13 protein-coding genes are annotated in these 11,301 nt (G+C 62.8%); all 13 read right to left on the reverse strand.

Annotation, left to right across the window (positions count from 1 at the left end; genetic code table 11):
- Positions 1-4: 4 nt before the first annotated feature.
- On the reverse strand, positions 5-1,729 hold the full coding sequence (locus BST17_RS08550) for a DUF7257 domain-containing protein (RefSeq protein ID WP_083057064.1): 1,725 nt from the start codon (positions 1,727-1,729) through the stop codon (positions 5-7).
- Positions 1,729-5,208 carry a VldE C-terminal domain-containing protein gene (locus BST17_RS08555; protein WP_083057066.1) on the reverse strand — a complete coding sequence of 1,160 codons (3,480 nt, stop codon included), beginning with the start codon at positions 5,206-5,208 and terminating at the stop codon, positions 1,729-1,731. The genes BST17_RS08550 and BST17_RS08555 overlap by 1 nt, the downstream gene beginning before the upstream one ends.
- Before the next feature lie 10 nt (positions 5,209-5,218).
- Positions 5,219-5,398, reverse strand: coding sequence for a hypothetical protein (locus tag BST17_RS28660; RefSeq protein WP_109750047.1), 180 nt, complete (start codon positions 5,396-5,398; stop codon positions 5,219-5,221).
- A gap of 229 nt (positions 5,399-5,627) precedes the next feature.
- Positions 5,628-6,107, reverse strand: a complete 480-nt coding sequence (locus BST17_RS08565; protein ID WP_083057070.1) for a hypothetical protein — start codon at positions 6,105-6,107, stop codon at positions 5,628-5,630.
- A gap of 94 nt (positions 6,108-6,201) precedes the next feature.
- The gene (locus BST17_RS08570) at positions 6,202-7,278 is read right to left on the reverse strand and encodes a hypothetical protein (RefSeq protein ID WP_083057073.1); all 1,077 of its coding nucleotides are present in this window, start codon (positions 7,276-7,278) and stop codon (positions 6,202-6,204) included.
- Positions 7,279-7,347: 69 nt separating this feature from the next.
- Positions 7,348-7,782 (reverse strand): hypothetical protein, encoded by a 435-nt coding sequence (locus tag BST17_RS08575; protein WP_083057075.1) that lies wholly within the window; start codon positions 7,780-7,782, stop codon positions 7,348-7,350.
- Positions 7,766-8,125, reverse strand: a complete 360-nt coding sequence (locus tag BST17_RS08580; RefSeq protein ID WP_083057077.1) for an HK97 gp10 family phage protein — start codon at positions 8,123-8,125, stop codon at positions 7,766-7,768. Before BST17_RS08580 ends, BST17_RS08575 begins: the two co-directional genes overlap by 17 nt.
- Entirely contained in the window at positions 8,125-8,436 is a 312-nt protein-coding gene (locus tag BST17_RS08585) for a hypothetical protein (RefSeq protein WP_234807586.1), read from the reverse strand. Before BST17_RS08585 ends, BST17_RS08580 begins: the two co-directional genes overlap by 1 nt.
- 38 nt (positions 8,437-8,474) lie before the next feature.
- A complete protein-coding gene (locus tag BST17_RS08590) occupies positions 8,475-8,927 on the reverse strand; it encodes a hypothetical protein (RefSeq protein ID WP_083057079.1) in 453 nt (150 codons plus the stop codon).
- Positions 8,924-9,241, reverse strand: coding sequence for a hypothetical protein (locus tag BST17_RS08595; RefSeq protein ID WP_083057081.1), 318 nt, complete (start codon positions 9,239-9,241; stop codon positions 8,924-8,926). The genes BST17_RS08590 and BST17_RS08595 overlap by 4 nt, the downstream gene beginning before the upstream one ends.
- A 9-nt stretch (positions 9,242-9,250) precedes the next feature.
- Positions 9,251-10,291: a major capsid protein gene (locus BST17_RS08600; RefSeq protein WP_083057083.1), complete on the reverse strand. Its 1,041-nt coding sequence runs from the start codon at positions 10,289-10,291 to the stop codon at positions 9,251-9,253.
- Between the two features lie 14 nt (positions 10,292-10,305).
- Entirely contained in the window at positions 10,306-10,722 is a 417-nt protein-coding gene (locus BST17_RS08605; RefSeq protein WP_083057085.1) for a head decoration protein, read from the reverse strand.
- A gap of 18 nt (positions 10,723-10,740) precedes the next feature.
- Positions 10,741-11,301 (reverse strand): hypothetical protein (locus tag BST17_RS08610; RefSeq protein ID WP_207573593.1); only part of this gene is annotated, 561 nt, incomplete at its 5' end.

The following is an 11,301-nucleotide window of genomic DNA, read 5'->3' on the forward strand; positions in this document are numbered from 1 at the left end:
GTGGTCATTGGGGGTAGCGCCGCCTCGGTGTGCCAGCCACGATCACCCGCGAATCCGCGTTCCCACCCGTGATCTTCACCGACACGAAATGCTGCTCAGCGCGACGCCCCGGAGACTTAGGAGGAACCGGATGGGTGAACCACCCATCAATCAACCTATGCATATTGCCTTGAGGTGGGGTGACCCCGAACTCGGAAGCATTCGCCGCCAAAGTAGGGCCAATGTTCTTGATCGGCGCATACGATTCCAGCTCCGCCAACACCTTCCGGTACTCCAACAGCTCATTCGCCGTCGGGGGGACCTTCGTCAGATCCACGATCCGCCGCTTCTGCCCATCGCTACGTAACTGGACTTTCTGGTTTGGCAACAGGGGTCCGATCTTCACGGTCTGCGAAGACCCCGGACCCGCACCGATCTCGAACGTTCCCGGACCGGTGATCGTGTACCGGTCCCACATGTCCTGATCGCCCACATTGACGCGCACCAGTTTCCCGACGGGGGCGGCGTTGGTGAGGTCGCCGGCCGACACTTCCCGAATAGCGGCGGGGGTGCCTTGGGTGATGAACGCACCCGCAGCCTGACCACCAGTCCCAACCCCACGGAACCCCGCACCGATAGCGGAAACCCCTGCGGTGTCTTTGGCGGTGAAGATCGTGCCGCCGCCTTTGCGGACGCGGAAGATGCGGGGGTTGAAGTTGCCGTCCTTGTCCAGGCCGCCGCATTCGAGCCGGTACCGTTCCCCCGGCAAAGCAGGAGCTAGGTTGGTGGCGTAGCCCTGGGCGATGGTGGTTTTCTTGAAGTTGTTGAACGCCGCAACCTCAATCCACGGACCCGTAATCCGAGCCCTCACACCAGTGCCGTTCCACTCCCCTGATGCCGTTCTGCCTTGGCGTCCCCAGATGTCGTTGGAGGCGCCCCACTCCTGCCAGGAGTCGAACACAATCGAAATGACCTGATTGTCCGTCGCAGTCTGGAAATCCCTGTAGGGTCCGGCGACGAACTGGCGCGGCTCCGTGAAAAACGTCCGCGTCGGATCATCACGCCACCGCATAGCACCACGAGACGCATACGGGAAACCCCCGCCCGGACCCGTGAAATACAGCGGCCACAACTGACCCAGGTTCTTATCCTCAACCGTGTCAACGGCGAAGGTGTCCTTCATCGAATCAAACGGCAGACGGAACTCATCGATATGGTCGAACGTCCGCCAAAACCCACCATCCACCCGCAAATGCAGATCAAATGACGTGGAATGCTTCTGCCCACCAACGTCGTACCCTGCGGCCGGCGGACGCAAATGCCGCACATCGCCCCACCAGCAGCCGAGTTCCTGTGTGAACCATGACAATTCGGACGTCTTCTTCTTGTCCAACGACCCCAGAAGCGCCCGCGTTAGTTCCCGAAGGTGCGCGCCGTCGCGGGCGAACAACCGCACCGGGAGCGTGATCTCCATAGCGTCATTGACGGCGTCGAGGTTGGTGACACCGTCCTCGTTGGCGCCCTGCTGATCAATAAACTTCCACGTCGCGATCAAACCCTTGGGTGGGGCGTTGAGCACCACGCACTCCGGGGCCGAATGCCTGTCAGCGATCGCCCCGCCACCCAGAATTTCAAAGACAACGGACCCGTCGGGGGACTTCAGCCGAACCCGCGGATGAATACCCTTGATGAAGTAGTAGGCGCCCTGCGGGGTCACCGAGTTACGCGGGTAGCGCACGATGTCAGCCACTACTGCCTACCCACGGGGGCCTGCATCGCGGACAGATGCTCAGCGACCACACCGCCGGTCTGGTCTTCGGTCTGCTTGTTGTTGGTGACGTTGACCGTCTGGTTGGTGACGTTCCCGCCCTGGCCGTTCGGCTGGCCCTGACCGTTGCCCGGGGGTTGCACGGCCTTGCCCGCGACGTTGGGTAGTGCAGCGGCAGCGCCGGCCAACCCGCCGAGCCCCTTGCCGAGCCACGACGCACCTAGCGTGCCTTTGGGGTTGTCGCCGATCTGACCGAACGTCTCCAGCAGACCAGAACCGAGGATGCCTGCGTTCTGCGCGGCGTAGCCGACTGTCCTATTGGCGAGCTGGATGCCAATCTTCGCGGCAGCACCAGCACCCGGCATGAGAAGGTCTGCTGCACCGGCTGCTGCGAGAGCACCATCCAATGCGAGGCCGCCAACCAGGTTGCCACTGCTACCTCCCTGCGATGGGTATGCCACTCCCCCACCGACGCCGGGGCCTTGCGGTCCACCGAACTGGGCAGCTTGGGGAGCACCCGCACCAGGCAACATCGATCCACTGGTCGGAACCCCACTCGGCAGAGGACCCTGCCACCCCGGGCCGGCGGCCGGCGGTGCCGCATACTGACCGACCGGAACAGCCGGCGTAGGCACACCGCCCCCGGCATAAGGACTGGTAGTCGGTGAAGTCAACGCATGGATGTGGTTCATGTGGTTCTCGTTTGCGCTGCCCCGGTCCTCCATGAGGGAGGGGACACCGCCGGCCGGCTGGTACTGCTGACGCCAGATCGTGGAGTCGATACCCAACGCATCCGCGTTCTGTTGAAGGAACTGGTTGATCTGGTCGCCGTATGCCTTGCCCTGCGGGGTGTCCCAGTTCGGGATCATGATGTCCAGCGCTCGGCCCGACGGATGATCCGGATAGGGGTCGCTGGCCCTGTAGCCGCCGATGTCAGTGATGCCCGGGAACATCGCAGGGATGATGTCGTTGAGCATCGCCGCGTTGGGCTTCAAGTTGGCGTCACTGAACCCTGATTGTGGGACAGCCGTAGTCGGCATCCCTGGCACAAACTGTTGCCCGGGTGCGCCATATCCGCCGCTAGTTTGCGCTGCGGCTGCAAGGGTAGCCGGGGTGTATTGAGACCCGAAGACGCCGTTGGCGGCCATGATTCCCATCAGCCCGGAGCCCTCGTATGGGTTAGCTTTCTCCACCATCCCCAACGCCGCTAGGAACGGGGCCGTCAACGCGTTACCGAGCGCCTTCACCGCGTTCTCGATAACCCCGCCCAACCCCTTGGACAGGCCGAAGTCAGCGTCCAACGAGTTACCCAACTCGCTCATATCGTTCGACAGGGAGGTGAGCTGCTTGTTGGCTTTCTCCGTTGCGGAGATACGCGAATCCGTCAACGCCTGCTCAGCCTGCATCTGATCCTGCTCAGCCTTAGCAACATCGTTGCGGGCCTTCTGGATCACCGACGCATCCACTGCGTTGGTCTGCATCAACTGGTTGAGGCGTGCTTCCTTCTCCGCAACCGCATGCCGGGTTTCATCCAAACGGATCTGCGCGTTCGCTACAGCGGTCGGCAGGCCGGCGGTGTTGGTGTACTGCAACGGAAGCGACGGAGCCTCCGGAAGGGTGGTGGCGGCCTTCTCGGCTTCCTTCTGCGCTTCCGCCTGAGCATCCGTCAGGATCGGTGTACGCGCACCCGGGACCGGGGCGTCCGGAGCCGGTGCAGCAGGGATCGGAGTGTTCCCCGAAGGCATCAACAAGTCGCCCAGGCTGTTCGGGCTGCTCGCCGCACCGCCACCACCCGTGATAGCGCCCGGAAGACCACCAGGGGTGACAGGAACAGCTGGGGCCGACGGCACATTGTTCGGATTACTCGGGGCGGACGCTTGAATACCCGGACGGCCGTTGAACGCCTCCGTGATCAGGTTCGGAATGTCCTTGATCAACGGAAGGCTGGAGAACCAGTCCGCGATGTCGGTCTTCAGGTCGGAGAAGTACTGGCCGACGGCGCGGGTCGCGGTCTCCCACTCGGAGGCGAAGTTCCCTGCGGCGGTCTTCGTCGCATTGTCAGAAACACCCTGAAGATTGGTGAACTCCGCGCCCACCGACGACAAGTCGAACTGGTTGATCGCATCACCCATGTCCTCAAACTGGGTTCCGAACAACCGCTGCCAAATCAGCGCTTGCTGCATCGGGTCATCAACACTTTGGATCGCGGTGAGCACCGACCCCAAAGCGACCTGCGCCGACTGCCCTCCCGCGGCGAAGCGGCGGCCCATCTCGTCAGCGTTGAACCCGAGAGCCTCGAACCCTTCACGGGTGGACTTCGACCCATCCACCGCCCGGATCGAGAACTCCTTGAGGGAGTCTGCGACCTTATCGGTGTCGCGGGCGCCGCCCTGCATACCCTGTTGCAGCAGCGTCAACACCTGACCCGCATCCAACCCAAGCTTGCGGAACTGCGTCGAATACTCGTTGATGGTGTCCAGCCAGTCGCCGGAGACGTTCAAGCCTTGCTGGAAGCCTGCGGTGATGATGTCCGCAGCGCCAGAGACGCTTTCGGCCATACCGGTGCGCATCAGGGTGGCGATCGACCGCGACAATTCCTGCGTTGTCGCACCGGTCACACCGGCCATGCCCTGCAACTGTTGGATGACGGTCTGAACTTCACCTTCAGTAGCGGTGGTGTCGATCAGGCCGGACTGCAACGCCGTCTGCGCAGCACCAAGATTGTCCGCCACCGAAGCGCCGAAGTTGTTGGCGAACGCAGATCCAGCCGCAGCCGCGTACTGCGCCATCGACGACTCACTGAGCCCCATCGCCGCCTGGAACTGGTCCTGCAACTGGATTGTTGCCATACCGTCTGCGACTGCCTGCCCCAACTGGCGACCGGCGATCACGCCGATGGTGGCGACCCCAGCAAGCGCCAACCCGATAGGACCACCGGCCGCGCCCAACCGCAGTAGCGCACTGGATCCGGCGAAACCTCCGGCGAATTCCTCCGCCATATCCGAACCGGATGCACCCGCACCCCCAACACCGCTGCGCAGACCGTCCAGGAAGCCCTGGCCGCCGCGCGCACCAGCACCTTGCGATGCCTGCTCGTAGTCTTTCAGTGCATTCGTGGCGTCACGGATAGCGCGCGTTTCTGCCCGCCGCGCCGCCTCTAAACGCTCCGCCTGCGAAACGATCTGGGAGTCACGCGCCCCCCGGTCCCGAAGGTCCTTGAGTTTGGCTTCCTCAGCGCGGAGCTTGCCCGCCGCGTCGGAAGCCTTGTCGTAGGCGTCTTTGGCCTTGTCGCCGATCTTCTGCATTTCGGCGTCCACCGATTGCGCGGTGGCACCGAACTGCTTCGAAAACTGCCGCCCTGCGTCCTTGCCGGCGTCGGCGAAGATCCGTTCAACCCGGGAGGAGACTGCGGTGGCGGACCGGTCGTCAAGTGCTGCTTCAAACGGAATCTTGACGGCCACAATCCACCTCCTATTCCCCTACCAGGCTGTTGATCAGATCCGATGCGGACTGCTCGTCCTCTTCGGTTTCGTTCAGACGTTCAATGCGCTCCGCCGGGGACAGATACACCGTCGGGATGTACTCGTTCGGGCCACCCACATACTTGGCTGCCCGGTTGAGAGCGGTCTCCTCGTGAAGCTTGGCGACCATGATTTCCAGTTCAGTCCAGTTGCCGTCCCGCCCAAACGGCGGAGCCGCATGAGTCTTGAAAGCAGAGCTATTCGGAAGGTAATGAACAAGATTCAGCAACAGCCGGCTCGACAACACCAAACAGCCGTGAGAGTCGGTGGTGCCTCGGTGCCAATCCCGAATCTCTACGTTGCGGAACTTGAGGTCCGCTTCAATCTCATCCGGATACCGGCACCACAGTGCGATGGCTTCATGAACTTTTCGAGTCTCGCTGAAGACGCTCCTGCAGCTGCCGCTGCATCATCTGCCACGCCGTGTTGATCTGCCCCGGAACACCACCCGCTGCGAGGAACTTGGCATACACCTCAGGCTTGGTCCGATCCTCCAAATACTGGAGGTAATCGGTGTCAGATCCCATCAACGCGACACACAACAGTTCCTCATCGTTGATGAGTTTCCCGTTGTAGCGCAGCGGATAAATCTGGATCTGTTCCTCTTCCCCCGTGATCGGGTTCTTGCGGGGCTTCGTGTCCAAATCCTCGGACATGAACCGCAAATGCTCGAAGTAGCGGTCCTTCATGTCCGGCGGGAACAACGCCGGATTGGGGAGCTTCCAGGTGTCGCCGTCACCGAGGTCGTAGGTGATGCTGGCCATGAACCCGAGGTATTCGGTGGCCTGGTCGGCGGCCTGTTCGGGTTTGACGGGGTGGCGGTCGTGTTCTTCAGACATGATGGGCTGAGTTTTCCTTCCAATTGGGCTGATGGGCTGATGTGGTGGCTCGCCGGGGGAAGGCTCAGCCCGAACCCTCCCCCGGCGAGGTCTACTACTCGGTGACCGGGGCGACCGAGAAGGTGCCCGGGGTTCCCAGGCTGGCGCCGGAACCGCTGAGCGGCTTCGAGATCGACGGCACCGTCACGGTGTAGGGGCCGCCGGCAGAACCGGTAACATCCCAATCCGCGGAGGTGTAGCCGTCGTCGAGGGCGACCAGCGCGGTCTTCACCGCAGACGCAGTGGCGTTGTAGGCGATACCGGAGGTGGTCAGGCCGCCGTAGGTGAGGGTGAACGTACCCGAAGACTGCACACCCAGGGTGGCGGTATAGCCGGACACCGGGGAACCCAGCAGCGCCGCGTAGCCTTCGCCGCCGATCCACTCCGCCTTGATGATCGGCTGATACTCGCCGTCCTGCACACCCATGAAGTGACCCGACGGCAGCGGCTTCATCGTCAGCTCCGCAGCCTCGGCGTCCTTCTTGCCCATCTTGGCGTCGCCGACCTTGTTGACCTTCACCAGGTCGAACGCCTTGACGGTCTGAATCTTCCCACCCGGCTTGTTGAACTCGCGGATCAACAGAACTTGGTAGTTGATCGGGGTGTAGTCCAGCGGGCGAACGTACACGGTGCCGGCCTGGCCGGGGTATTCAACGAGGTTGTCGCCGTTCGCCGCCGCCAACGGCAGACCGTTACGGACACGCCGCAGCACCGGCTTCAGCGTCTCCACCGGGGTCAGGGTGAACGGTTCGTCTTCCTTGGTGCGGTCGGAGTCGAACGGGAAGTTCGTCTGCTCCACCATGTAGTCGTCGTCGTCGAAGTCCGACTTGACGGTGGGGCCGTCACCTTCCTTGAACGCACCGAGAAGGTGGAAGCCTTCGTTGGGGTCGGGGTTTTCCACCCAGAACCCGTTGATCTTTTTGAACGCGAACAGGTCGTCGCGCAGCTTGCCGTCCTGAGCGAACGGAGACCAGAACGGTGTCCCGTTTGCGTTGTGCGGGGACAGGTTCGACTCGGCGCCGCGGGCCTGACGGATCAGGACGGCGATCTTGCCGCCACGCTCCAGGAACGTGTTGTCGATGTCGTTGAAGCCGCCGGCCTTCCATGTGGTGCCGGTTGCGGGGATTGCCATAGTGGCATCCTTTCCATGGTGAATGAACCGAACGGCGTCCGGCGGGTGGGGTTTGGGCTGATGACGCAGCTAGGGTGCTGCGACGAATGAGGTACCGAGTCGGTACCGGGACACGTAGCGGACGATCTTCTCGTCGGCGTACGGCATACGAGTGGGTTTCATCGTGGTCGTCAGATAGTCGGCACCTACGGTGGTGCCGTCCGATACTTCGATGGCGGGTAAGTCGTGGGCGAGCAGCAGCATCCGCCGATGCCCCTCACGGGCAGTCAGTTTGGAACGCTGCGCGGCTTCCATTCCGTCGCGGGCACGGTCAAACCAATCGACCTGGATCGCATCCTCCGCCGTACCCGTATCGACGTCGTCGTCACCGGAAATCTGCTGCACCACAGCGAACGGCAACACATCATCGGTTTCCCGCTCCGTAGCAGACCGCAGCAGCGGGGCGAGCCAATGCACAACGAAATCTTCTGAGTCGGGGGCTTCCCGGTCATGAAGATCCGTCATCGTCCTTGCCTATCTCCACGCCGTCGAGGGTGCCGCCGAAATGCTGGGCGGTCTTCTCACCCGGGGCGGAGGCTTTGGTGGGGCCGGGGTCTCCGGTGCCGAACTCGATCCAGTGCGCCTTGTAGTTGGTTGCGCCGACTTCGCCCTTGCCGCCCTTGGCTTTCTTCGTCACCTTGATCGACGCCGCATACCGGCCCTCATCCACCGGGGACACAGACTTCCAGTACGGAACCACTTCGTCCTTCATGAAGCGGTTCAACTCGGCATCAACCTCAGCCGACTCCGAGATCGCCTTCTTCAGTTCCGCATCGGAGATGCCGAACTTGTCGAACGGGTTGCTCATCAGCCGGCCTGACGTTTGCACATCACCGTGACGTGATGCAGCAGCCCGTCCATGGTGCGTTTCGGCTGCACCGGGCCGGTGATCTGATAGGTCACACCGTCGACCTTGACCTCATCGGAGGATTTCGCCGCCAACACAGCCGCCACCGGGGGTGCGGTGCATTTCCACTGCCCCTCAGCGGTGTTGGTTTCCTCGTCGGCGGACTCGGTGACCTGGACTGGGCGGAACCTGCAACCCGACACTTCGGTTTCCACACGGGCCTTCGCCCGCAACCCCATATAACCCGGGGCACCGGACTCGGCAACGGACACAAACGTCACCGTCTGCCCACCAAACTCGACCGGAAGGTTCAGCACGTGATGCGCCACGGATCGATCGGAATCGAACCCAGCTTCGACCGCCTCCGAGTCCGCAACCGAACCTGATTCAACTCACCCTCATCAAACGCGATCGCCGCAGACGTCGACCCCCGAAACGTGCGGGACTCCTGAACGTCATCGACCATCTGCATCTGCTGGGCCAACGCGCCGCCGAAAGGGTTGCGGTACATCTGCAACGCCTTATCGATGACAAGGGATTTGACGCGGTCCACGCGGCCAGGATCGCCAGCCGCAATGGAGTCCGCGATGATGTCGTCGAGCGGCTTACGCAGCGACGGCACCAAACCCATCAAGGCGTTCTCCACATCGAAGAGACGCCACATCAACCACTGACGCCGCCCAGAAGGGAAGTCGCCCTCATAGCGGGCCTCAGCCTCATCTACGGTGACGAACTTCCCCTCGGGCGGCGTGGGAGTGGTCATTCGACCGGCACACCCGCAGCGTCGAGCGCATCGATGATGTCGTCGCGCCCTTCAGCGCCGGACACATCAACACCCTGCTCCTCGGCGTATGCACGCCACGCCGCCTCACCGGAACCCTTACCGGCACGCGGAGGCGGACCCGAAGACTCCACCTCTTCGGATTCACCGGACCCCGGCTCCTCCGAGTCCTTGCCGAGGACGTACGGGTTGGTGACCTTCGCCCAAGAAGGGATGTCCTCACCGGGCATGACAGTGACGAGCGACCCGTCCTTATCGTTCAGGTACAGCGCGTACTCGCTCTTGTTCGTTGCCATCAGAACCTCCTAGGCGACGGTGGCGACGAGGACCTTGCGGGGGTCAGCCAGAACCGGCATCGCCACAGCATCCACGTAGACACTCTTCTGGTACGGAGGATGCGACTCGCGGTCGATGACGCCGATGATGCCCGCGGCGGTCTGGACCTGAACGTTGTTGGCGTTCAGTTCCATCACCGTGGTGGGGGTGCCCCACGCGGTGAAGCCGAGGCTTCCCAAATCATCGGGCAGGAACAGTAGCTTGTTCGCCGCGATCGGCCGCACTGTGGAGCCGGCGTCGTTCTGGAAGAACGAGTCGTACACCGAATCCATCGAGATCGCCGGCAGCCCGTACGAGGCGAACAGGTTGCTGATCTCGGCTAGGGTGACCTGCGTGGAGCCGGTCTGCGCGCCCTTGATGGCGTTGATGAGCTTCACGTTCGCCATCAGGTGGCGGGCGGTCGCCAGCGACACCAGGAACCGGCCTGGGCCGACACCGTTGGCGGTGCGGTACACGTCGTACCAGGCGATCAGGTTGGTCAGCGGATCCGCGTTGGCGGTGTCCGACCACAGGGTGGCTGCGGTGACCTTCTGGCCGGCCGGGATGCCGAAGTCGACCTGCTGGTTGATTCCGTTCTCGTTGATGGTGAACACACCATCGGTGAGGACGTCGCCCCAGGCCATTTCGATGCGGTTCTGAACGTAGCGGGTCAGGTTGGTCAGGTCGTCGTACACGGCGTCCACCAGGATGGACTGGATGGTGCCGCCGTAGCGGGCGAACTCCTTCTGCCGGCGTTCGTACTCGCCTTCGCCGAGCTTGCCGCCCAGCGGGGCGAGCTTGACGCGCTTCTCCACGCCGGTGTCGCGCGGCGCCACCCAGAAGTTGCCGTCCCAGGTGCGGAACTGCGCCAGCCGATTGGTGGAGGTGATCGTCGCGAAGTCAACCTCATCGGTGGCGTAGGTGCGGGTCGGGAACATCTGCGTGAGCACGTTGGTCGACGGCAGCGGCACACCCTGGGTGTAGACGATGACGTCTTCGAGCGGCACGGGGCCGTCAAGGAACAAAGCCATGATTCAGTCCTCTCTCAGGCCACGAAGGTGATGTTCTTGAGGTCCGTGATGCCGTTAGCATCAGCGAATCCTGCTCCGGACTGGAACGGCAGCTTGGCCTTCGACACGATGCAGTCGTTGACCACAACCGAGATGCTGACCTTGGCCGTGTTGGTGCCGTTGGCCTGCGTGACCTTGGCATCGCCGTAGGTGATGCCGTAGGCGGTTTCGGTGCCGTCAGAGGCGGCGTTGCTGTACGGGCCGGCGAGGCCGGTGGCCGTGACGATGCCGACGACGGTCCCCGATGGGATGTAGCCGTTCGGGAAATGGGTGCCGCCGGTGAACTTCGAGATGTCGAGGGTCACGTTGAGCTTGGTGTCCGGCTCGGACAGGAGCCACTGCCGGTTTCCGACCTGATACGAGGTCGTCTGCAACGAAATGTCGAGAGACACAGTCGCATTCCTTTCTGGTTAGGTTTGTTTGCCGAACCGCTTGGCGAGTTCGGCTTTTCCGGCTTCACCGGGGCTCGCAGGGGGTGTCCCTGCGCCATGCTGTCCCCACGCCGGTGGCTTCTGAGGGCCTTGGCGCTGTACACCGAGAAGCCCAGCGAGGTGGGCATTCACCTTTGCCGGATCCACTTCCCCGGTCTCGCCGTAGAACGCGGCCGGGTTGGTGGTGGCGACGAAAGAATCCAACTGTTCACCAGTGAGCAGTCCCGCCGCGGAGGACCGCAGCAGGGCTTGATCCAGCCGGGGCCGGAATTCGGCTTCGGCTGCGGACCGTGCTTCTGCTGCCGCCCGGTCGGTGGCATCTTTGACCGCTTTCTGATCAGCGGTGAGCCGTTCCCCCTCCAGTTCCTCCAGGCGGGTCCACATCGCGTTGACGTCCTGCGGTGTGAAACCGTTGAACGCTGCGAGTTTGTTGTCTGCCTGGCGGTTCTGGAAACGGAAGTAGGCGGCTTGCTGATCGGCGGTCATGTCTTTGACCGGGGTGTTCTCCGGGAAACCCCGGTCGGGGGTGGGAGAAGGCTC

The organism is Mycolicibacterium bacteremicum (assembly GCF_002086115.1).
Lineage (GTDB): Bacteria > Actinomycetota > Actinomycetes > Mycobacteriales > Mycobacteriaceae > Mycobacterium > Mycobacterium bacteremicum.

Excerpts from the sequence above, each read along its gene's own strand:
- BST17_RS28660 (WP_109750047.1), bottom strand. The coding sequence starts at position 5,398 with ATGGTCGCCAAGCTTCACGAGGAGACCGCTCTCAACCGGGCAGCCAAG.
- BST17_RS08565 (WP_083057070.1), bottom strand. The coding sequence starts at position 6,107 with ATGTCTGAAGAACACGACCGCCACCCCGTCAAACCCGAACAGGCCGCC.
- BST17_RS08570 (WP_083057073.1), bottom strand. The coding sequence starts at position 7,278 with ATGGCAATCCCCGCAACCGGCACCACATGGAAGGCCGGCGGCTTCAAC.
- BST17_RS08575 (WP_083057075.1), bottom strand. The coding sequence starts at position 7,782 with ATGACGGATCTTCATGACCGGGAAGCCCCCGACTCAGAAGATTTCGTT.
- BST17_RS08580 (WP_083057077.1), bottom strand. The coding sequence starts at position 8,125 with ATGAGCAACCCGTTCGACAAGTTCGGCATCTCCGATGCGGAACTGAAG.
- BST17_RS08590 (WP_083057079.1), bottom strand. The coding sequence starts at position 8,927 with ATGACCACTCCCACGCCGCCCGAGGGGAAGTTCGTCACCGTAGATGAG.
- BST17_RS08595 (WP_083057081.1), bottom strand. The coding sequence starts at position 9,241 with ATGGCAACGAACAAGAGCGAGTACGCGCTGTACCTGAACGATAAGGAC.
- BST17_RS08600 (WP_083057083.1), bottom strand. The coding sequence starts at position 10,291 with ATGGCTTTGTTCCTTGACGGCCCCGTGCCGCTCGAAGACGTCATCGTC.